Annotated in this window: 21 protein-coding genes; 7 read left to right on the top strand and 14 right to left on the bottom strand. The window is 53.1% G+C overall.

The genetic code is table 11. The features are described from left to right. Positions 1 to 12: 12 nt before the first annotated feature. From PsW74_RS15350 to dusB, 4 genes are all read right to left on the bottom strand, one after another. Positions 13 to 2,250 (bottom strand): PAS domain-containing sensor histidine kinase, encoded by a 2,238-nt coding sequence (locus PsW74_RS15350; RefSeq protein WP_057466221.1) that lies wholly within the window; start codon positions 2,248 to 2,250, stop codon positions 13 to 15. A 239-nt stretch (positions 2,251 to 2,489) separates the two neighbouring features. Beyond that, entirely contained in the window at positions 2,490 to 3,929 is a 1,440-nt protein-coding gene (gene ntrC, locus PsW74_RS15355; RefSeq protein WP_063288838.1) for a nitrogen regulation protein NR(I), read from the bottom strand. A gap of 4 nt (positions 3,930 to 3,933) precedes the next feature. After that, complete coding sequence (locus tag PsW74_RS15360) at positions 3,934 to 5,082, bottom strand: nitrogen regulation protein NR(II) (RefSeq protein WP_082597189.1); 1,149 nt, start codon at positions 5,080 to 5,082, stop codon at positions 3,934 to 3,936. Continuing rightward, on the bottom strand, positions 5,082 to 6,077 hold the full coding sequence (dusB, locus tag PsW74_RS15365; protein WP_063288839.1) for a tRNA dihydrouridine synthase DusB: 996 nt from the start codon (positions 6,075 to 6,077) through the stop codon (positions 5,082 to 5,084). Before dusB ends, PsW74_RS15360 begins: the two co-directional genes overlap by 1 nt. A 229-nt stretch (positions 6,078 to 6,306) precedes the next feature. Here dusB and PsW74_RS15370 point away from each other — a divergent pair, with 229 nt between their 5' ends. From PsW74_RS15370 to PsW74_RS15385, 4 genes are all read left to right on the top strand, one after another. After that, positions 6,307 to 7,521 carry a bifunctional 2-C-methyl-D-erythritol 4-phosphate cytidylyltransferase/2-C-methyl-D-erythritol 2,4-cyclodiphosphate synthase gene (locus PsW74_RS15370; RefSeq protein WP_193775957.1) on the top strand — a complete coding sequence of 405 codons (1,215 nt, stop codon included), beginning with the start codon at positions 6,307 to 6,309 and terminating at the stop codon, positions 7,519 to 7,521. Between the two features lie 31 nt (positions 7,522 to 7,552). Further along, entirely contained in the window at positions 7,553 to 8,053 is a 501-nt protein-coding gene (locus PsW74_RS15375) for a CinA family protein (protein ID WP_063288840.1), read from the top strand. Positions 8,054 to 8,169: 116 nt separating this feature from the next. Then, on the top strand, positions 8,170 to 8,682 hold the full coding sequence (locus PsW74_RS15380) for a hypothetical protein (RefSeq protein WP_208980785.1): 513 nt from the start codon (positions 8,170 to 8,172) through the stop codon (positions 8,680 to 8,682). Between the two features lie 130 nt (positions 8,683 to 8,812). Then, on the top strand, positions 8,813 to 9,265 hold the full coding sequence (locus PsW74_RS15385; protein WP_063288841.1) for an NUDIX hydrolase: 453 nt from the start codon (positions 8,813 to 8,815) through the stop codon (positions 9,263 to 9,265). A gap of 93 nt (positions 9,266 to 9,358) precedes the next feature. Here the strand turns inward: PsW74_RS15385 and PsW74_RS15390 are convergent, their stop codons facing one another. Then, positions 9,359 to 9,811 (bottom strand): type II toxin-antitoxin system RatA family toxin, encoded by a 453-nt coding sequence (locus PsW74_RS15390; protein WP_082597188.1) that lies wholly within the window; start codon positions 9,809 to 9,811, stop codon positions 9,359 to 9,361. 258 nt (positions 9,812 to 10,069) lie between these two features. Here PsW74_RS15390 and PsW74_RS15395 point away from each other — a divergent pair, with 258 nt between their 5' ends. Continuing rightward, a complete protein-coding gene (locus PsW74_RS15395) occupies positions 10,070 to 11,023 on the top strand; it encodes an alpha/beta fold hydrolase (RefSeq protein ID WP_063288842.1) in 954 nt (317 codons plus the stop codon). Between the two features lie 53 nt (positions 11,024 to 11,076). Here the strand turns inward: PsW74_RS15395 and PsW74_RS15400 are convergent, their stop codons facing one another. Beyond that, complete coding sequence (locus PsW74_RS15400; protein WP_063288843.1) at positions 11,077 to 11,658, bottom strand: TetR/AcrR family transcriptional regulator; 582 nt, start codon at positions 11,656 to 11,658, stop codon at positions 11,077 to 11,079. Positions 11,659 to 11,737: 79 nt separating this feature from the next. Here PsW74_RS15400 and PsW74_RS15405 point away from each other — a divergent pair, with 79 nt between their 5' ends. Beyond that, on the top strand, positions 11,738 to 12,529 hold the full coding sequence (locus tag PsW74_RS15405) for a crotonase/enoyl-CoA hydratase family protein (RefSeq protein ID WP_063288844.1): 792 nt from the start codon (positions 11,738 to 11,740) through the stop codon (positions 12,527 to 12,529). Positions 12,530 to 12,570: 41 nt separating this feature from the next. Here the strand turns inward: PsW74_RS15405 and PsW74_RS15410 are convergent, their stop codons facing one another. Then, positions 12,571 to 13,143 (bottom strand): Ada metal-binding domain-containing protein, encoded by a 573-nt coding sequence (locus PsW74_RS15410; protein ID WP_063288845.1) that lies wholly within the window; start codon positions 13,141 to 13,143, stop codon positions 12,571 to 12,573. A 120-nt stretch (positions 13,144 to 13,263) separates the two neighbouring features. Here PsW74_RS15410 and PsW74_RS15415 point away from each other — a divergent pair, with 120 nt between their 5' ends. Beyond that, positions 13,264 to 14,178, top strand: a complete 915-nt coding sequence (locus PsW74_RS15415; RefSeq protein ID WP_063288846.1) for a DMT family transporter — start codon at positions 13,264 to 13,266, stop codon at positions 14,176 to 14,178. 79 nt (positions 14,179 to 14,257) lie between these two features. Here PsW74_RS15415 and lipA read toward each other — a convergent pair whose 3' ends face one another. From lipA to pdhA, 7 genes are all read right to left on the bottom strand, one after another. Further along, on the bottom strand, positions 14,258 to 15,253 hold the full coding sequence (lipA, locus tag PsW74_RS15420; RefSeq protein WP_057466208.1) for a lipoyl synthase: 996 nt from the start codon (positions 15,251 to 15,253) through the stop codon (positions 14,258 to 14,260). A 152-nt stretch (positions 15,254 to 15,405) separates the two neighbouring features. Further along, a complete protein-coding gene (locus tag PsW74_RS15425) occupies positions 15,406 to 15,675 on the bottom strand; it encodes a hypothetical protein (RefSeq protein WP_244271761.1) in 270 nt (89 codons plus the stop codon). A gap of 93 nt (positions 15,676 to 15,768) precedes the next feature. Then, the gene (lpdA, locus tag PsW74_RS15430; RefSeq protein WP_063288847.1) at positions 15,769 to 17,211 is read right to left on the bottom strand and encodes a dihydrolipoyl dehydrogenase; all 1,443 of its coding nucleotides are present in this window, start codon (positions 17,209 to 17,211) and stop codon (positions 15,769 to 15,771) included. Between the two features lie 24 nt (positions 17,212 to 17,235). Further along, positions 17,236 to 18,099, bottom strand: coding sequence for an N-acetylglucosaminyltransferase (locus tag PsW74_RS15435; protein WP_063288848.1), 864 nt, complete (start codon positions 18,097 to 18,099; stop codon positions 17,236 to 17,238). A gap of 118 nt (positions 18,100 to 18,217) precedes the next feature. Then, complete coding sequence (locus tag PsW74_RS15440) at positions 18,218 to 19,555, bottom strand: pyruvate dehydrogenase complex dihydrolipoamide acetyltransferase (RefSeq protein ID WP_063288849.1); 1,338 nt, start codon at positions 19,553 to 19,555, stop codon at positions 18,218 to 18,220. Positions 19,556 to 19,571: 16 nt separating this feature from the next. Further along, on the bottom strand, positions 19,572 to 20,957 hold the full coding sequence (locus PsW74_RS15445) for a pyruvate dehydrogenase complex E1 component subunit beta (protein WP_063288850.1): 1,386 nt from the start codon (positions 20,955 to 20,957) through the stop codon (positions 19,572 to 19,574). A gap of 17 nt (positions 20,958 to 20,974) precedes the next feature. Further along, the gene (gene pdhA / locus PsW74_RS15450) at positions 20,975 to 22,024 is read right to left on the bottom strand and encodes a pyruvate dehydrogenase (acetyl-transferring) E1 component subunit alpha (RefSeq protein ID WP_063288851.1); all 1,050 of its coding nucleotides are present in this window, start codon (positions 22,022 to 22,024) and stop codon (positions 20,975 to 20,977) included. Positions 22,025 to 22,126 lie beyond the last annotated feature (102 nt).

Genomic DNA, 22,126 nt, shown 5'->3' on the forward strand with positions numbered 1-22,126 from the left:
TCACCACCATTCTTACGTTACATTTTCAGTGAAGGAAGGAACATCAAAACTGCGCAAAGTCAGCCGAACCATGGCACCATGCCCGCCCTCGGCAACAGATGGCGCATCCAGCAGTTCAATTCCACCCCCATGATCTTCCATAATTTTCCGCACAATCGCGAGCCCAAGGCCGGTGCCCTTTTCGCGGGTCGTCATATACGGCTCCAAAAGCCGCGTGCGGTGCTCAGTTGGAAGGCCAATCCCGTTATCAATCACATCAATCGTGAGAACCGGACCTTCCCTATAAAGTTTCACCAGAACAGAGCCCTGCTCCGGGTTTTCTTCGCTCGCCAGATAAGCCTCAACAGCTTCCGACGCATTCTTGATCACATTACCAACAGCCTGCCCAACCAGACGGCTGTCAAATGTTGCCCGTACAGCCTCATCCGGCACATCGGTTTCAAAATGAACCTGAGAATTGGCAACAGACACCATAAAGGTGGACTCGCGTACCACCGAGCGCAGATCAGCCTCTTCCATCTTTGGTTTTGGCATACGCGCAAACGAGGAGAACTCATCCACCATACGGCCAATATCCCCCACCTGACGAATGATCGTATCCACGCATTGGTCAAACACCTTACGGTCATCATCTTCAATACGCTTGCCATAGCGGCGACGGATACGCTCTGCAGAAAGCTGGATCGGAGTCAGCGGGTTCTTAATCTCATGCGCAATACGGCGGGCAACATCCGCCCAGGCTGAGTTACGTTGAGCTGCAACAAGGTCTGTGATGTCGTCCAGCGTCACCACAAAACCATGCTCAGAACGGGTCGCTTCCTCAGTCGTCACACGCACATTCACAGTGCGCTCACGCCCCTTACGCATAATGGCAACCTGCGCCACCTGTGAGCCGCTCGAGCTTTCTTCAAGCGCTTTGGACACAACCTCTTGCACCTCTGGAAGATTGTCGTAGATCGGTTTTTCCAGAAGCTCGTTTTCATCCTGACTGAGAAGTCGTGTTGCCGAGCGATTGACCATGGTCACATCGCCCTCATCATCAATCCCGATTACGCCGGAGGACACGCCAGACAGCACGGCCTCACTGAAGCGACGACGTCGGTCAATCTGGTCATTTGCAGCCAATAGCGCGTCCCGCTGCCCACGCAGCTGACCCGTCATATTGTTGAAGGTCCGACCAAGGCTCTCAAGGTCACCACTGGCTTTCGCAGCTTCAACCTCAACATAATAATTGCCTTTGGAAACCTGATCTGCAGCACCAATAAGATTACGAATTGGCAGCACAAGCTGGTTGGCAAACCCAAAGCCCACCCAGATGGAGGAGAGCAACAAAACGAGCGCAACACCAACGTAAACAAGGGCAAACGCCAGCTGAACACCAAAGCGTCGCTGTTCCAGCTCCGCATATTCATTGACACCAGCTTCCGCCAGACGCTGATACTCAACCACCCGAGGATCAAGCGCACGGGTCACATAAAGATAAAGATCATCAAAAGCAGACAGCTTAATCACGCCGCCCACAAGGTTGGAAACACCCGGCGCAATAAGAACCGGAGCCCCGTCTTTAGCCTGGTTCATCGCCACTTGCGGCGGCAGCAAAGGCTCCACCTTCGGATCGCGCAACACGCGCATCACGACGGTGCCATCATTTTTCAGAACATATGCCCCCAGCAATCCGCGAACCCAGGTCTGGGTCTCAAAAAAGCGGTCAAACCGAGTGGGGTCATAAAAATAAGAGTTACGGTTCAGATCCACATCACTGGCCATGCCAATCAGCGTGGACCGCAGCGAGTTTCCGTGCTCCTGAACATAAGCGGCCGCAACCGACTGGGCGTTGGTGATGATATTGCGCGTTCTTGTCTCAAACCAGCGATCAAGCCCCTGATCCAGCGTAATCGTTGCCACCACAGCAACAATAAACGCAGGCAGTGCAGCCACCAGCGAGAACATAGTCACAATGCGCACATGCAGCCGGGCCGCAGCACGCCCACGGCGCCGCGCCTGCAACAGTTTCACAAGCTCAAAGATGATCAAGCCGATAAGCAGGAACACCAGTGCGCCATTAAATCCAAGCGCAATGTAAACAACCGTTTCAGAAGGAACGATAGGCGTCACACCCATCAGCACCAGAAAGGAAACCCCGATGGAACACAGCGCCAGCAACACCACGGAAAGGCCAAACATGCGAGACTTGCGGCCTTTCGCATCAAGCTTTGGGGTATGTTCTTCTGCTTTTGACTTGAAAATCATGAAACGCGAACCTGCGCACCTGCGATAACTTTATTAATATTGGAAACAGACTATTAGCACGAATTGTTGCCAAAATGCGACAATGGGTTTTATTAGTCACACTCTTGATGGGGAAAACCGAAAAATCCACAGGTCAGAATAAGCATGCAGCGCACAACTCAAACGCACTCTCACCCCATTAAACGCAAAATGGCGCAAGAGATCGCGCCATTTTGAAAGTTTCACTCGATAAAAATCGATTATCTAGAGCTGCGGATCACCTGAACGTCCAGATCGCGGATTTTCTTGCGCAAGGTGTTGCGGTTCACACCTAAAAGTTCAGCGGCCTTAATCTGGTTGCCACGGGTGGCTGCCAGCACGGCACTGATCAAGGGGTACTCCACCTCACGCAGGATACGGTGATAAAGGCCCGGAGGCGGTAGATCTTCACCAAACCCGCCGAAGTAATCGCCCAGATACCGCTCCACAGACCCACCCAGATCCTGAACAGACGGCGCATCCAAATCATTCACAGCCGTAGAAGGCTGAGAAAGTTCCAGATCGATCAAACTGGCGGTTATGTCATCTTGCGGATAGAGCGCTGCCAGACGGCGCACAAGGTTTTCCAACTCACGTACGTTGCCCGGCCAGCGATAACGGCGCAGCTTATCAAGCGCTGCCACCTCAATCTGCTTGGCAGGCAAACCTTCGCTCTCTGCAATAGAGAAGAAGTGGCGCACAAGATCAGGAATATCCTCAGTCCGTTCCCGCAAAGGCGGAAGGCGAATTGGCACAACATTCAGACGGAAATACAAATCTTCACGGAACAGCCCCTGATTGATCAGCTGACGCAGGTCTTTGTTCGTCGCCGCAATAATCCGCACATCTGTCTGGATCGGCGTACGACCACCTACAGAGGTATACTCGCCCTGCTGTAACACACGCAGCAAACGGGTCTGCGCTTCCATCGGCATATCACCGATTTCATCCAGCAGCAGCGTACCACCATCAGCCTGCTCAAACCGACCAGAAGAACGCGCCTGAGCGCCAGTAAACGAGCCCTTCTCATGCCCAAACAGCTCAGATTCAATCAAATCCTTTGGGATCGCCGCCATGTTGACCGCAACAAACGGACCATTCCGGCGTTTGCCATAATCATGCAGCGCCCGCGCAACAACCTCTTTACCAGTGCCACTTTCACCGTTGATCATCACGGTCAGATCAGTCTGCATCAAGCGGGCAAGCACGCGGTAGATTTCCTGCATGGCAGGAGAACGACCCACAAGTGGAATATTGTCATTCCCCTCGCCGCTCATATCAAACTGCCGGCCTTTAGGCTCAGCGAGCGCACGGCCCACAATACCCGTCAGCTCTTTCAGATCAAACGGCTTGGGCAGATACTCATAGGCCCCTTGCTCAGAGGCCTTAATCGCCGTCATGAAGGTGTTTTGCGCACTCATGATGATCACAGGCAATTCCGGACGCAGCTTGCGGATGCGCGGCAGCACATCAAACGCGTTCTCATCCGGCATCACCACATCGGAGATCACCAGATCCCCTTCGCCCGAACTCACCCAGCGCCACAACGTGGTGGCGTTGGACGTCAGCCGAACAGTATACCCTGCACGGGACAGAGCCTGATTGAGAACGGTACGGATCGCAGAATCGTCGTCAGCAACAAGAATGGTTCCACTCGGCATACTCTTAGTCCTCAATTCCAGAATGTACGTCAGGCCCGGTAAAGGCAGGCATCAGAATGCGGAAGGTCGTGCCCCGATTGCCGCTCTCGCACTCCACCACGCCGCCATGATCACCCACGATCTTGGCAACCAGCGCCAGCCCAAGGCCAGAGCCATTCGTCTTTGTCGTAATAAACGGGTCAAACAGATGTGGGCGCAGATCTTCCGGCACACCATAGCCGTTGTCGCGCACACAAAACTCAAGCGGCAAGCTCACACGCTCCTGCACGCCGGGCACAGACAAACGCACACCGGGACGGAAGGCCGTGGAGACAACAATCTCCGGCTCGTTCACGCCGCTCAACGCCTCGCTCGCGTTTTTGATCAGATTGATAAAGATCTGCACCAACTGGTCGCGGTTGGCATAAACGGGCGGCAGGGAGGGGTCATAATCCTCGACGATCCGCACTTTGGAGGCAAAGCCATTTTCCGCAACACGTTTCACGTGATCGAGCACCACGTGAATATTCACCGGCTCGCGGTCAATCGGGCGTTCATCGGAAAACACCTCCATCCGGTCCACCAGTTTCACGATCCGGTCCGTCTCCTCCATGATGAGACGGGTCAAAGTGCGATCATCTTCACTGGCTGACTGCTCCAACAGCTGAGCTGCGCCGCGAATACCAGAAAGCGGGTTTTTGATCTCATGGGCCAGCATGGCAGCAAGGCCCGTCACGGTACGCGCAGCACCGCGGCTGGTCAGCTGTTTATCCAGCTTCTCCGCCATGGTGCGCTCCTGAAACAGCAGCACAACGCCGCCCGGAGCATCACTTAAAGGAGAAGCGTGAATATCAACCAGCTTCTCCTGCCCAATGCGCGGTGTCCCAATGTCCACCTTATACTCATTAACCGCACCGCCGCGCTCACGCACTTGTGCAATCAAACCCAGCAGCGGGCTGCCAAACGGCACAAACCAGGACACCTCACGGCGCTTCAACATCGACAAACTGGCATGGAAAAAGTCTTCCGCCGCACTGTTTGCCCCAACGATCTTGTCATCTCCTCCAACCACCACAACAGGGTGCGGCAGAGAATCCAAAACGGCCTGTCCCGGCACACCTTTGCCCAAACCAGCCTCGGCTTCTGTCAGAGTGTCTCCTCCCGTCTCCAACATCAGGCAGCGCTCCTCATAGGGACTTGAACAAACCAGTCATAAAGGGTGTTCCGCACCAGATCGGCATCCAGACTGGTCATAAGCCCTCGCATAAATCCTTGCGGCGCATCATCAAGCCGTCCCGCAGCTTCCAGATACCAGCCCATATGCTTGCGGAAGGCCCGCACGCCAATTTCAAAGCCGTATTGCTCCAGCATGGCGTCGTAGTGCTCCACAACAAGCGCGGCCAGCTCTTCCCCGTGTGGGTCAGCAAGCCGTTCACCCGTTTCCAGATAATGTGCAATCCGCCCCGGCACCCACGGGCGCCCATAAGCACCACGGCCAACCATCACCAGATCAGCGCCAGACTGCGCCAACATCTCGTCGGCATCCTCAAACTTGCAGCAATCACCATTGGCCACCAGCGGCACATCCGGAACAACATCCCGCACCTGCCGGATTGCCCGCCAGTCCGCCTTGCCCTTGTAAAACTGCGAGCGCGTACGGCCATGCACGGTGATCATCTTCACACCCGCATCCACCGCCCGTTTGGCAAGCTCCGGCGCATTAATGGAAGTCTCATCCCAGCCCAGGCGCATCTTCAACGTCACCGGAACAGACACAGCCTCCAGCGTCGCCTCAACCAGCGTCATGGCGTGGTCCAGATCTTTCATAAGAGCAGAACCAGAATAACCAGAGGTCACCTTTTTGGCAGGACAGCCCATGTTGATGTCGATCACATCCGCACCGGCTTTTTCAGCCATGCGCGCGCCCTCGCCCATCCAGTGAGGATCTTTGCCTGCCAGCTGCACGATGTGAGGATCGATCCCCTCACCTTCAGCCCGCATCAGCGATTCTGGATGCCCGGTACACAGCGCTTCACTGGCAACCATTTCACTCACCACTAAACCCACGCCATAGCGCAGGGCAATACGGCGAAACGGCAAATCCGAAACGCCGGACATTGGCGCAAGAATAACTTTGTTTTTGAGAGGGATATTACCTATCGTAAGCATTACGCATATTTCTTGAAAGAGCCCAGTTGCACATTTGATAAGCAGCATATGAAGTTGCACATATTCTAACCAAACTAAAAATTTAGGCAAGGGAATATTAAAGAGAAGAGATTGAAGTGTTGAGCTTCGCTCTTAAATCGAGCAAAACCCTCACCAACACGGTTTCCACGCAGCCGCTCACGCCTCTTGGCATAAGGGAGCAGCTTCAACTCATTCAGGTGATCCAGTTTTGCAGTCCACTGAAAAAATTGCATGTATCATAGTTGCAGCCGGACGCGGTTCACGCATGTCGACGCAAAATGACAGCAGCCCAAAGCAATACCGGGACCTCGGCGGAAAGACTGTTCTGCAAAGAACACTGGAAGCAATTTTATCCGCCACACAGGTCGACATTGTCCTCCCTGTCATCCACGCAGAAGACACTAAGGCCTATCAAGGTGCCGCGAGCACACTGACAGACAATCGCCTGATCAAACCTGTCACTGGCGGAGCTACACGACAGGCATCTGTAGCCTGCGGCCTCAAAGCACTGAAAGAACACGCCCCGGACTACGTCCTGATCCACGATGCCGCCCGCCCTTTCATAGCACCAGCGGTGATAGAAGACGCCATCACGGCCCTGCAAAACGGCGCGCAAGCTGCCCTTCCTGCAGTACCTGTCGCAGACACGTTAAAGCAGGCAGATGCAAACCAGCAGGTTCTGGAAACCGTCGATCGCACCCACCTCTGGGCAGCACAAACACCGCAAGCCTTCCCGTATCCGCTCATTTGGGCGGCACATCAGCAAGCGATCAATGAGAACATCGACAGCTTCACCGATGATACGGCGCTCATCGAATGGCAAGGCAAACCTGTCACCATAACAACAGGCGACCCGCAGAACATCAAACTCACCACACTCAAAGACATGACGAACGCACAGGAACAGATCGCCATGAAACAACTCGCAGACCTTGGCGACATTCGTGTTGGAACGGGCTACGACGTACACGCATTTGAAGACGGTGACGCCGTCATTCTCGGCGGCATCTCCATCCCGCACACCCAGAAACTCAAAGGCCATTCCGACGCGGATGTTGGCCTTCACGCCCTGACGGATGCCATCTTCGGCGCACTGGCAGATGGCGACATCGGCTCGCACTTCCCACCCTCTGACATGCAGTGGAAAGGTGCGGCCTCTGACCAGTTCCTGAAATACGCAATAGACCGGGTTCACAAGCGCGGCGGCATGATCGCACACTTGGATTTAACGCTGATCTGTGAAGCTCCGAAAATCGGCCCACACCGGGAAGAAATGCGCAAACAGATCGCACAGATCTGCGACTTGCCCATTGGCCGCGTGGCTGTGAAAGCAACCACCTCTGAAAAGCTGGGCTTCACCGGTCGCCAGGAAGGCATTGCTGCGCAAGCCTGCGCAACCATCCGGCTTCCGTTTGAAGATTAAACGAAGCCACCAAAACAAGGGAGAGAGAACCATGACCGACATCCTCAGCCTTAAGGAAAGAGCACGCGTTCTCGTCTCCAGATACGCTGAAAAAGAGATCAAGATCACCACGGCAGAAAGCTGCACCGGCGGCCTGCTCGCAGGCCTGCTGACAGAAGTGCCCGGCTCTTCTGCCGTGCTCGATCGTGGCTTCGTCACCTACTCCAACGAAGCCAAGCATGAGATGATCGGCGTCCCCGTTGACCTGCTTATGAGCTACGGCGCGGTCAGCAGCGAAGTTGCCAAAGCCATGGCAAGCGGCGCTCTGTTTTGCTCCAATGCCAACGTGGCCGTTTCCATCACGGGCATCGCCGGACCGGACGGTGGCACCAAAGACAAACCTGTCGGACTTGTCCACTTTGGCTTTGCAGCTGACCAAGAGGAAACCAAGCACGTCCAATGCCTCTTCGAGAACACCGGACGCGAGGGAATACGCTTTCAGGCGCTGGTACAAGCATTAAAATTATTAGAAAATTTTATTGAAACTAGCTAATCGAAATTTACCTTCTCGTTAAAAGAGTACCGGGTAGGCACTACTACCTTATGACATTCTAAGAAAACTTAGATAAAATCTGTTTTAAATTTACAACGGAATGTCACGGTATACCCATGAGATATATTGCTAGTTTGTTTTTGGGCATGTGCTTAAGCACCTCAGCTTATGCGGCATCAGATGTATTCCTCATTTCACGAGGGTTCGATGACGAGTTCATCGGCTCTCACGAAGTGCAGAAAATGCCACGCGGTGGCTATAAGGAGCTGCGCCTGTGCGGCCAGTCCTATTGGGTGCGCCCCTACTCTGTTGCCTGGACAAAATGGGAAGAACAGCTTGGCCACAAGATCCGCCTTGAAGTAAACCAGGGCTATGGCTGGGTGGTTCTGTGCACCAAACCAACCACACAGTTGAACCTCAAAGACGTCGGCATTTACGCTTCTCTTGAAAAGACCATGGAGCATGGTGATCCGGACAAGGAACTCACCAACCGCTTTCAGGCAATCCGGCGCACCTTCGTCATGCGCAACGGCCTTACCCCAGAGCAGGCTGAAGCCGAAATTACTAAAAACTACGAGAAGAGAGGCTCCCGCCTGAGCCAGTTCCTGAACAATCGCGACAAGAATTAAGCCGTTTCTCCGAGGTCTTTCAGCCAATGAAATGCCGGAAGACCTGAAAACAACCGACTGATCAGCACCAATGCACTTTATTCGGCTGCTCTTTGTACATGAATATTTTGCATGAAGGAGCAGCGGCGAAATGCATATTTGGCGACCAGCACAAACGATCAGGGTGAAATCTCTCGGCCTGCACTGGCGCAACAATCGCCTGCTGGCAGCAGAAGTCTATGATGACGCAGGCAACCTCAAAGGCGTCCGCCCTCTTGGCGGCACTGTTGAGTTTGGCGAAGATTGGAAGACCGCTCTGATCAGAGAGTTCAAAGAAGAACTGAACATCCAGGTCACAATCTCTGGCGATCCCGTTGTCATGGAAAACATCTATGAACACGAAGGCCACACAGGTCACGAAATTCTGTTCATCGCAAATGTGACGTTCCCGCCAAATGCCTTCACCACGCAGGAAACGATCACATTTCTGGAAGACAGCGGAACGGAAATCACCGCACGCTGGTTCGATCCCGAAGAACTCACCCCAAACGACGTTGACCTCTTCCCTGCAGGATTAAAGCAACACCTGGAGATCCTGCGATAGCCCACACAAGAATATGAGCTACCCTTATGATTATGGAATATATTCAGATTATCTAAACGCGCCCAATTTTAGCGGACATCAGTCTTCAGATTTTTAGGTGCCGTAGATTTTGTCGGCGCGGTCTTCAAAGGCGCTGGAGAATTTGCGGAAGGCGCGATCGAACATGGCCCCCATCATGGTGCCGAGTGTCCGGCTCTTGAACTCATAATTGATATAGAAGCTCACATCGCATTCCTTTTCGGAAACCGGATCGAAGCTCCAGACATTTTCCAGATGGCGAAACGGGCCATCCAGATACTCAACCGTAATTTTACTCGCCTCACGATCAAGGGTCACACGGCTGGCAAATGTCTCTTTGAAAACTTTGTAAGCCACAGTCATATCCGCCACCATCATTTCACGGTGGTCATCAATCTTCCTACGTCCGCGCACACGCAATGCTTGACATAAAGGCACAAACTGGGGGTACTGCTCCACATCTGCAACCAGATCAAACATATCATCAGCACTGTGCTGAACCCGGTGTGTGCTTTCGAAAGACGGCATATGCTCGCGTTCTTTTTCTTCTAGTTTTTCAAAAATTCTTCAGGATGCTCTAAGCGACCTTTTTTGATTTGCCAAGAAAATTTTCAGGTTTTCTCTCATCAAGCAGGCCCCTGTGAGCCAAAAGCATCAGAAATTTTCAAGTCGCAATTATACCGCGACGATCTAACGCAACCGTTTCATTCTCAAAACTCTGGTCAGTACTCAAAACTCAATTCTACACTATGCGCTAATACTTAGCTCTTTTTGAAAGCAAACCCAATGCTTAGTCCTTTTAAAATTTCCCACCTCGCCAAAGAAGGCGGAGAAGAAGATTACATTAAAACCACTAATACTCTTACAGATAGTCCTGTGCAGGTCATCAGCCGCGAAGAAACCGCCAAATACCATCAAATCACAGTGGTCGAAGGCGGAATTGAACGCATCAGATACATCCCCCACCAAGCCCGGCACAAAACCCCGCTCATCTTCATCCACGGCATGTGGCATGGGGCATGGTGCTGGAAGAACTATCAGGAAAAACTCGCAGAATCCGGCTGGGAGAGTATCGCCATCAGCCTGCCCGGCCACGGTCACTCACCAGAACAACGCCCCACAGCAGAAGCCACACTGGGCTATTACCTCCGATTTGTGCAGGAGGAGGTTACCCGCCATGACCAGCCAGCCGTTCTGATCGGCCACAGCATGGGCGGCGCTTTGGTGCAGTGGTATCTGAAATATGTCGGCGGGCTGAAAGCAGCCGTTTTTGTCGCCTCATGGACCGCCATTGACGTTATGCAAGACTGCCTGAAAAACGCCATGTCCATCGACTGGCTTGGAACAGCGCTGTCACCTGTTTTGGGATACAAGTTCCAGTTCAGATCCCCCAAAACCGTGGCAAAGTGGTTCCTTGCAGATCGCTCGAACCCGGTTGCCCAGTACATTCAAAGCCAGCTTGGGCCAGAATCCGACGTCGTGCTCCTACAACATCGCCCACCGCAATGGTTTCCCCCGCTAGATGATGAAACACCCAAACTATGGCTCACAGCCAGCGAAGACGCCATCATCCCCTTCAACCGCTCCCTGCACTCTTCTGCCCTCTATGAGGCAACGCATAAAATCGTGCCCCATGCCGGACACGACATCATGCTGGAAGACAATTGGGAGGAAAGCCTGTCCTACATCACCACATGGCTGCAGAACATGAGCACCACCAGAGCACTGGCAACCAGCTGAGCTCCTAAAGAAGCGCCTCCCATCGTGGTGAGGCGCTCACACACCAAAACCAGCTAAGCCTTACCTTGCAGTTCAACAAGGCACTTTGCCGTATCAGCCGCCTCCTCAGCATAAGCAGGATCACGATGAATAAGCATGGTTGAAAATGCCCCCTCCATCAGCAACACCACACGGCGTGCCAGAACCTCAGTCTCCATCAGTCCGGCAAGCGTATAACGCTCTGCCAGCCAGGCCTCAAACGCCTTCTTGTGCTTTGCCCCCACCACAACAGCCGGATGCCCCGGCATATTAGCCAGTTCCGCAGCTGTGCGAATGAAACCGCATCCCTTCCATTTCGGATGCCGGGCGTTTGAGGCAACACGCAGGAAAATTGCAGCAGTCTTGTCCGCAGCGCACCCCTCCGCCTCATCAAACCACGTCGCAAATGCTTCCAGATTGGGTTGGTCCCGGGAGATAAGATACTCAGTCACCAGATCATCTTTGCTTTTGAAATGGTAGTAGAGCGTCTTCTTGGTGATACCTGCTTTCTCGGCAACGGCGTCCACACTAACAGCACGAATGCCCTCACCATAAAACAACTTGTTTGCAGCATCTAAGATGCGATCGCGGGTCACCCGCTGAGTTTTCTGAGCCATGTATACTAACCAGTGAGTTTACTGAAGAGTGCAGCACTCCTACCCTCGAGTCAATCCAGCTTGAAATGAGGGAAACACCATGAAAAAGCTCGTTCTGTTTGAAATCAGAGACCGCATTGCACTGCTCACGTTAAACCGCCCGCAAAAGCTCAACGCACTGAACTACCAGACCAACGACCGCCTTATGGACCTTCTGGACCGGATTGAAGATGACCCGAAAATCAGCGCCGTGATCCTCACAGGCGCAGGAGAGCGCGCATTTTCCGCCGGTGGTGACATTCATGAATTTTCCCAGAGCATCACCAAAGGGACAGATGTTGTCGTCAAACAATTCGTAGCCCGCGGTCAGACCATGACCAGCCGCATAGAAAACTTCACCAAGCCCATCATCATCGCCGTCAACGGCATCGCTTTTGGCGGCGGCTGCGAAATCACCGAGGCCGCCCATCTGGCAATCGCCTCAGACCGTGCCGTCTTTGCCAAACCAGAGATCAACATTGGCATTCCGCCCACCTTCGGCGGCACCCAGCGCCTGCCCCGTCTCGCTGGTCGCAAGCGCGCGCTGGAACTGTTGCTCACCGGAGACCCGTTCGGTCCGGACCGAGCCTGTGAGCTTGGTCTCATCAACAAGGTCGTCCCGCACGATGACCTGTTGCCGGAAGCCTTCGCTCTGGCAGAACGCATCCTGCGCCACTCCCCACTCGCCGCCGCCCGCATCCTCACCGCCGTCACCCGCGGCCTCAACACAACCATCGCCGAAGGCCTCCAAATCGAAGCCGCCCAATTCGCCCAAATGGTCTCCACCAACGACATCCACGAAGGCCTCAACGCCTGGATAGAACGCCGATCCCCCGCCTATGCCGGCAATTAGAGAGGAGCGTCAGACGGTAAACCTATGCACGCAAACAATCATCACCTACGAAGTGAAGATGGAGGCCTGCCGTGCAAATTCTGAAACATGGCATTAAAGCGTCGTATGCTCCCAAAGCCCGAGGCAAACGCAATCTCTGCCAACGTGAGATCAGTCGTGTCAATCAGCCGCTTGGCACGCTGAAGTCTTACCGTGGCAGCAACCTGGCTAGGAGTTGCCTCAAGATACTGGGAAAATAAGCGCGCTAAATGGCGACTACCAATGCCGAGAGTTTCAGCAAGTTGCTGGACACTGTTACTATCAAGATACCCCGTATGGATGAGACGCATCGCACGTCCAACTGTCGTTGCAGTCCCCATCCATGCGGGGCTACCGGGCGCGGCCTCGGGCCTGCAACGAAGGCACGGACGATACCCTGCCTGTTCCGCAGCAGCAGCAGATGGATAGAAACTAACGTTTACTGATTTTGCAGGGCGAACAGGACAAACAGGACGGCAATAAATCCCAGTAGATTTAACTCCCGAGAAGAACACCCCATCATAGCTGCGATCTCTAGCTAACCGCGCTCGATCACACGTCTTCCAATCTGGGAACTCTGCAGCCACATCAATCATTGCAGCAGTAAATTCTTTTTATTTGAATCTGTCGATCTTTAATCGACGATGGAGTCCGTATCCGGCGAGTTTCAGCAGATCATTTGTGGCAAGAAATTATGGTTTTCTGAAAGGACAACTATGCCTCAAACATCTGCCAAGCTCATTCCGGAGCTCTGCCTTCTCATAATCCTGTCCTTCCTATGGGGAGCTTCCTTCACACTTATCGAAGTTGCAATCACCACCGTTCCACCAGCAACCATCGTTCTTCTCAGGCTGCTGATTGGTGCTGTAGTCCTCATCACACTGGTCATGATCAGCGGAACCGTTTTCCCCAACACCGCCAAACGGTGGGGTGAACTTCTTGTGCAAGGCATTTTGCAAAACGCGCTCCCCTTCACGCTCATCAGTTGGGGACAGCTGCATACTTCCAGTGGCCTTGCAGGTCTTCTAAATACAACACCACCCCTATTCGTATTTTTGATCAGCTACTTTGTTTTGCAGGACAAGACCGTAGACGCTAAAAAGCTCCTCGGCATTCTGATTGGATTTGCAGGTATTGGTGTCATCATGGGGCCTGCGGCCTTTGCAGGAGAAGAAAACTCAGCACTCGGACAATTGGCAATCACAGGGGCCAGCCTTTGTTATGCCTTAGCTGCCCTGAACGCAAAGCGCTTTTCAGATCAACCACCACTGCTGACAGCAGCATGCTCGATGACCCTTGCAGCTTGTCTTATGGGCCCCATTGCTTTCACATTCGACCATCCATTGAAGCTTTCACCATCGCCTGAATCTCTGGCCTCAATCCTTGCTCTGGGCGTGTTCTCCACTGCACTTGCAATGGTGCTTTATTTCCGCCTTGTACGCACGCTTGGCCCTTTAGGAGTAACAACAGGAAGCTATCTCAGGGCCGGTTTCAGCGTAGTCCTGGGAGTATTGTTTCTGGGCGAAACCCTTACGACAAACCTACTGACCGGTCTGCTCTTTATCTTTACAGGAGTAGCGCTGGCAGCCGGACAGATAAAACTTCCGCGACTAACGAAGAAGACAACTTGATCTTGTGACACCCACAAACAAAAAAGCGTCACACCGTGCAGTGTGCCGCTCTTAAAAATTCGTGGAGTGGAATCAGTGCTTAGTTGCCCTGTTTTGCCTTACGGGCTGCTTTCAGCTCGGCAAAGTCTTCGCCAGCGTGGTGGGAAGAGCGGGTCAGTGGGTTCGCGGAAACTTTCAGGAAGCCTTTTGCGTAAGCAATCTTCTCATAGGCCTTGAACTCGTCTGGTGTTGGGAAGTTCATCACCGGATGGTGCTTCTTGGTTGGCTGCAGGTACTGGCCAACGGTCAGGAAGTCCACATCAGCCACACGCAGATCATCCATCAGCTGAAGCACTTCGTTGCGCTCCTCACCCAGACCAACCATGATGCCGGATTTGGTGAACATCTCAGGGTCAATTTCCTTCACGCGTTGCAAAAGGCGGATGGAGTGGAAGTAGCGTGCGCCCGGACGAACCTTCAGATAGTTGGAAGGAACCGTTTCCATGTTGTGATTGAACACGTCAGGTTTCGCCGCAACAACAATTTCAACCGCGCCTTCCTTACGAAGGAAATCAGGTGTCAGTACTTCAATAGTTGTTTTTGGAGAAGCTTTACGGATCGCAGCAATCACGTTGGCAAAGTGCGTTGCACCGCCATCATCAAGATCATCACGGTCCACAGAGGTGATAACAACGTGCTGCAGTTCCATAGACGCAACAGCTTTACCAATGCTTTCAGGCTCATTTTGATCAACTGGGCCAGGCATCCCGGTGCGCACGTTACAAAACGCACAGGCACGGGTACAGGTATCACCCAGGATCATGAAACTCGCATGCTTCTTGGACCAGCACTCACCGATATTCGGGCAACCAGCTTCTTCACAAACCGTGACGAGGTTGTTCTTGCGAACCAGCTCGTGGGTCTCTTTGTAGACAGGAGAAGTGGGCGCCTTAACACGGATCCATTTTGGCTTGCGCTGAACAGGATTATCCGGGCGATGTGCTTTTTCCGGATGGCGCGGACGCTCTTTTTCCTGCAGTGCAGACGCCGTTTGGCTTTTATGATTAGGATCGAGTGTATTTACCAGTGTAACCATATCAGTTCCGTCAGGTCCGAGACTTTGCTTCACACTTGCCTTAAGGGTCAGTGTCACTGTCTCTTATAAGTTTAGTGGTCCATAACAGGAAATGAAGCATCTCTCAATGCCAGACACTGGTGTTCAGTCAGTTCCGCGCCTCAGGACCACGCCTATTCAAAGCCAATTGCATCCCCACCAATCAGTGAGGCAATCAGAGCAAACGCAATGGCGCCAACCATCGCAACGACCGCCTGGTCGAGATATTCATTCCCCAGGGAAACTTCCACATCCGCAAATTCGAACAAGTAAACCCCTGAAATACCACCGAGAAATCCGGCGATAATCAACACGGCGAAGTCTCCGCCAACTGTAGCCATCACCAGCACAGTAGCTACAACGGCACAAACGGCTGATGTCACCAGCCATATGATTGATTTCATAAAGTCCACGGTTCTTCTCCTTTTTGATAAGAAGAGTACCCGGGAAAAATTAAGTCCCCCTCACTGGTAAAATTCCAGTGAGAGGGAATTGATTTACATATTCAGAGCGCGTCCGTAGGCGTCCAGAACACTTTCCTTCATCATTTCGGAAAGGGTCGGATGCGGGAAGACAGTGTGCATCAGCTCTTCTTCGGTGGTCTCAAGACCCATGGCAACAACGAAACCCTGAATGAGTTCGGTCACTTCAGCGCCAACCATGTGGGCACCCAGCAGCTGACCGGTCTTCTTGTCAAAGATCGTCTTGACCAGACCTTCAGGTTCACCAAGAGCAATCGCCTTACCGTTACCCATGAACGGGAAACGACCAACGCGGAGCTCATAACCAGCATCTTTCGCACGCTGCTCAGTCAGACCGACAGAAGCAACCTGCGGGTTACAGTAGGTACAGCCCGGAATCTGCTCGCTCTTCATCGGGTGAACATCAAGGCCGGAGATCTTCTCAATGCAGATCACGCCTTCATGCTCAGCCTTGTGCGCCAGCATTGGAGGACCAGCAACGTCACCAATCGCATAAACGCCAGGAACGTTGGTGCGGCTGAAGCCGTCAGTCACGATACAGCCACGGTCTGTCTTGATGCCAAGCGCTTCAAGGCCAAGGTTCTCTATGTTACCAACAACGCCAACAGCGGAGATCAGCTTCTCAGCGGTGATTTCCTGCGTCTTGCCGTCTTTGGTCTCAACAGTCGCAGTCACCTGACCGCTACCCTTAACAACCTTGGAAACCTTCGCTTCCATCACAAACTTGATGCCCTGCTTCTCCATCTGTTTTTTCGCAATCGCGGAGATTTCAGGATCTTCAACCGGCATAATGGTCGACATCATTTCAACAACGGTCACGTCAACGCCCATTGTCTTATAGAAAGATGCAAACTCGATACCGATCGCGCCGGAACCCATCACAACAATGGATTTAGGCATTTTTTCTGGAACCATCGCTTCGAAATAGGTCCAGATGTTTTCTTTGTCAGGCTCAAGACCCGGAATGACGCGCGGCTTCGCACCAGTTGCAACAATAACGTGCTTGGCGGAATAAGTGCCGTGGCCCTTCACACCCTTAGGTGTTGGGTGCTGTGGCTGCATAGCGTCTTTGGAAGAAGGCCCAACAGCGATCTCACCCGGTTTGGTGAGCTTTGCTTCACCCCAGATGATGTCCACTTTGTTCTTCTTCATCAGGAAGCCGATACCGCCATTGAGCTGGCCGGAAACACCACGGGAGCGCTTCACAACAGCAGAAGCGTCAAAGCTCACGCCTTCAGCGGAAAGACCGTAGTCTTTGCCGTGCTGCATGTAATGGTAGATCTCAGCAGAACGCAGCAGCGCTTTGGTTGGGATACAGCCCCAGTTCAGGCAGATACCGCCCATATGTTCACGCTCGACAATCGCGGTCTTGAAACCAAGCTGCGCGGAGCGGATTGCGGTTACATAGCCACCAGGACCAGAACCAATGATAATCACGTCGTAGGCGTTGCCACTCATCTCTTTAACCTCGCCAAATCGGCATCAAGGAGCTTGAGGCTCCACATAAAGGTGGGAGAACTTCGAAAAATTCTCCAAAACGTAGTCGGGCAGTTCTCCGCTGTCCTTAGCGACCAGCTTTCCTCTGCCATCGCCCGCATCCAGACGGTCCAGCGTTCTTTGCGCACGGCCCAGATAGGCATCATTCATGTGTTCGGTGTGTGAATAAGCCTCAAGTTTCGTAACCACCTTGTCCATGTCCCCCAAAAAGCTGAAGTGCCAGCTGGAAGACCTGATCAATTGACGTCGCATAAGCCGGCTGTGCCGTGTAAGAGCTTTCCATTGCCACAAAGCAGCCTCGAGAACAGGAGAGAGGCTTTTGCTCTGCAAGGCCCGCTCACGCCGCAAAGCCTGAGCACCTTTGAAAAACATCGCGCTGATCATTCGCGGGCACGAGGTAAAATCCGAGACATCGTCTTTGAAATTCAGTCTGTATCGGAAAATATCTGCGCCAAAGAATGTCAGGCTTTTACAGCTCCTGGGGTCATTTTTCGCTCTGAGCAGCGCCTCCGGCTTTGGAATTTCATCCACGTCGGAAACTATGATCAGATCTTTCACCGCAAGATCTTTAAGGCCGCGTTCTATGCAATCGCGTTGGTGGTACTCCCTCGACCAGGCGTTCTGCGGTGTCTCTGGCATGTCCTCGACAATGATATGCCGAATCTTGCTCAAAAACGGTGCAAACCGCGACTTGTTATCAGCAAAATAGAGAGGTTTTTCGTGTCCGGTAAAGGTTTTGGTGGCCTCTACAAGAATGAACTCATCCACCACATCGAAAAGTTCGCCCAAGCGAATTTCCAGGGTATCGAGTTCGTTGAAAAACGTGAAGCCATCGACAACTTTGACCATATCATACGGTCTCCTTGCTCAAACGGTCTTCAGCTTACTCCACTCTAATTGCTCACACCTACCACTTGGATTTACCGGCAGAAAAGCAGGGGCTCCTGTTTCTGCCGATAAGTCCTGATTAAACCAGCATGGACATCGGGTTTTCGATGTAGCCTTTGAAGGCCTGCAGAAGTTCTGCACCCAGCGCACCATCCACCGCACGGTGGTCAGTGGAAAGGGTCACAGACATCACAGTCGCAGGGACGATTTCATCGCCCTTCACAACTGGACGCTTCTGACCAGCACCAACAGCAAGGATGGTTGCATGCGGAGGATTGATCACCGCTGCAAATTCCTTGATGCCGAACATGCCAAGGTTGGAAACAGAGGTTGTTCCGCCCTGGAATTCGGTTGGAGCCAGCTTGCGCTCACGAGCACGCTTTGCCAGATCTTTCATCTCGATAGAGATGGTGGAAAGCGTTTTCTCTTCAGCGCGGCGAATGATCGGAGTGATCAGGCCACCATCGATGGAAACAGCAACACCAACGTCAGCATGCTTATGCATAACCATGCCGCTCTCAAGGTAAGATGCGTTAGCAGCCGGAATTGCTTTCAGTGCCAATGCATGCGCCTTGATGATCATGTCGTTGACAGACAGCTTGTAAGCTGGCTTGCCGTCGCCGTCCTTCGGTGCAGAAGCATTAAGCTGCGCACGCAGAGCCAGCAGAGCATCCAGTTCACACTCCAGTGTCAGGTAGAAGTGTGGAACAGTCTGTTTGGACTCGGTCAGTCGCTTGGCAATGATCTTACGCATGCCATCGTGAGGAACCAGCTCGTAACTGTCTTCATCAAACAACTTCAGGGTCTGTTCATCAGATGGACCAGACGCCAGCGCAGCTTTTGGAGCCTCAGCAGCCTTCGGTGCGTCCGCAGCTTTCGGAGCAGCCTCAGCCTTGCCAGTGCCAGCAGCAATCGCTGCATCAACGTCACGCTTGACAACGCGGCCATGTGGGCCGGTGCCGTTGATCAGTGCAATGTCCAGACCATTCTGTTTCGCCAGACGGCGCGCCAGAGGGGATGAGAACACGCGTTCACCAGAAGCTGCAACCGGAGCAGCAGGTGCAGGAGCTGCAACTGGTGCCGGCGCCGCTTCAGCAGCAGGTGCTGCAGGAGCCTGAGGGGCAGCAGCAGCGGCTGGTGCAGCAGGTGCTGCATCCATCGCAGAAGCGTCTTCGCCCTCTTCCAGAAGGATCGCGATCGGTGCATTCACCTTCACGCCTTCAGCACCTTCAGCAACCACGATTTTACCGATGGTGCCTTCATCGACAGCTTCCACTTCCATGGTCGCTTTATCGGTTTCAATTTCTGCAATCACATCGCCTGCAGAAATCGCGTCACCTTCTTTAACCAGCCACTTGGCCAGATTGCCTTCTTCCATAGTCGGAGAAAGCGCAGGCATCAGAATATTGATTGGCATACCACTTGTCTCCCGGTTAGGCGGTGTAGGTCACAGCCTTAACAGCGTCGATAACTTCCTTGGTGTTTGGCAGAGCCAGCTTCTCAAGGTTTGCTGCATATGGCATTGGAACATCTTTACCGGTCACGCGCAGAACTGGCGCATCCAACCAATCGAAGGCTTCACTCTGAACCTGATAAGCGATTTCAGAGGAAACGGAACAGATTGGGAAGGCTTCTTCTACAGTTACCAGACGGCCAGTCTTACGAACGGAGGCCAGAACAGTCTCCATGTCCAGCGGACGAATGGTACGCAGATCGATCAGCTCAACAGAAATGCCCTGCTTTGCCAGCTCATCAACAGCCTGCAGCGCGTAGGTCATGCCAATGCTCCAGGAAACCATGGTCGCATCAGTACCTTCGCGAACAACCTTCGCCTTGCCGATTGGCAGAACCAGATCTTCAACATCCGGCACATCGAAGTGCTGACCGTAAAGGATCTCGTTTTCAAGGAACACAACCGGGTTCGGGTCGCGGATCGCAGCTTTCAAAAGGCCCTTCGCATCAGCAGCGGTATAAGGCTGAACAACCTTAAGGCCCGGAATGGAAGCATACCATGCAGCAAAGTCCTGAGAGTGCTGCGCACCCACACGAGCAGCCGCACCGTTTGCACCGCGGAACACCATTGGTGCACCCATCTGACCGCCAGACATGTAAAGCGTCTTACCGGCAGAGTTGATGATGTGGTCAATCGCCTGCATTGCGAAGTTGAAGGTCATGAACTCAACGATTGGGTTCAAACCTGCCATCGCAGCGCCAACAGCAAGGCCGGTAAAGCCATGCTCGGTGATTGGAGTGTCGATCACGCGCTTTTCGCCGAACTCATCCAGGAGACCCTGAGAGATCTTGTAGGCGCCCTGATACTGAGCAACTTCTTCGCCCATCAGGAACACGTTCTCATTGCGGCGCATTTCTTCCGCCATCGCGTCGCGCAAAGCTTCACGAACGGTCATGCTCACCATTTTGGTGCCCGCAGGAATTTCCGGGTCAGCAGGTGCAACGCTTACAATCGGTGCCGCAGGAGCTGCCGGTGCAGCAGGCGCGGCTGGTGCTTCAGCAGCTGCAGGAGCCGCCGGCGCAACAGGGGCAGCGCCCAGGTTGTCAGCAGCAGAGGCGTCTTCGCCCTCTTCCAGCAGAACTGCAATCGGCGCGTTCACTTTTACTTCTTCGGTGCCTTCAGCAACGAGGATCTTGCCAAGCACGCCCTCATCAACCGCTTCCACTTCCATGGTTGCTTTGTCGGTCTCGATTTCAGCAATCACGTCACCTGCAGTAACGGTGTCGCCTTCTTTCTTAAGCCACTTAGCAAGTTTGCCTTCTTCCATGGTCGGAGAAAGCGCAGGCATTAAAATTTCAACAGCCATAATGTATTATCCCGACCTTAGAGCACGATATCTGTGTAGAGCTCAGATGGATCCGGCTCAGGATCGTTCTGTGCATACTCAGCAGAAGCAGCAACAACAGCGCGCACTTCCTTATCGATAGCCTTGAGATCGTCCTCACTTGCCCATTCTTTTTCAAGAAGGCGAGCACGAACCTGTTCAATCGGGTCATGCTCAGAGCGCATCTTCTGGACTTCATCTTTACTGCGGTATTTTGCAGGGTCAGACATGGAGTGGCCACGGTAACGGTAGGTGATCATCTCAAGGATGTAAGGACCATTGCCTTCACGGCACCATTCCATCGCATAGTCGGTCGCAGCTTTCACCGCGCGCACGTCCATACCATCAACCTGAACACCTGGAATGCCGAAGGAAGCACCGCGCTGGCTAAGATCTGTCGTGGAAGAAGCACGTTCAATGGAGGTACCCATGCCGTACTTGTTGTTCTCAATGACGTAGATCACTGGCAGGTTCCAAAGCTTCGCCATGTTGAAGCTCTCGTAAACCTGGCCCTGGTTGGCAGCACCATCGCCGAAGAACGCCATGGAAACTTTGCCGTTCTCTTTATAACGGTTCGCAAACGCAAGACCGGTACCAAGTGAGACCTGAGCACCCACGATGCCGTGTCCGCCATAGAACTCCTGTTCTTTGGAGAACATGTGCATGGAACCGCCCTTACCTTTGGACAGACCGCCCTGACGACCAGTCAGTTCGGCCATCACGCCGTTCGGGTCCATGCCGCAAGCGAGCATGTGAGCATGGTCACGGTAAGAAGTGATCATCTGATCACCTTTTTCCTTGGCCATCTCCATTCCAACGACAACAGCTTCCTGGCCGATGTAAAGGTGACAGAAGCCACCGATCAGACCCATACCGTAAAGCTGACCCGCCTTTTCTTCGAAGCGACGGATAAAAAGCATTTCGCGATAAGCGTTTAGCTCTTCATCTTTGGAGAATTCTACTAGTGCAGGTACGTTTTTCATCGCACCGCGGGCTTTGGTAGCACTTTTAGCGCGACCGCCTGAAGACTTGGATTGAGTTCCAGCCATGAGCCTCGTCTCTTTGTGACGTGAATTGGTGAAAGCACACTATCGCCCATAGCGCTGAATGCCAATATGAGCAGAAACACTTGGGAATTTATCTAAGATGTT

The organism is Pseudovibrio sp. W74 (assembly GCF_001623085.1).
In the GTDB taxonomy this organism is placed as follows: Bacteria; Pseudomonadota; Alphaproteobacteria; order Rhizobiales; family Stappiaceae; genus Pseudovibrio.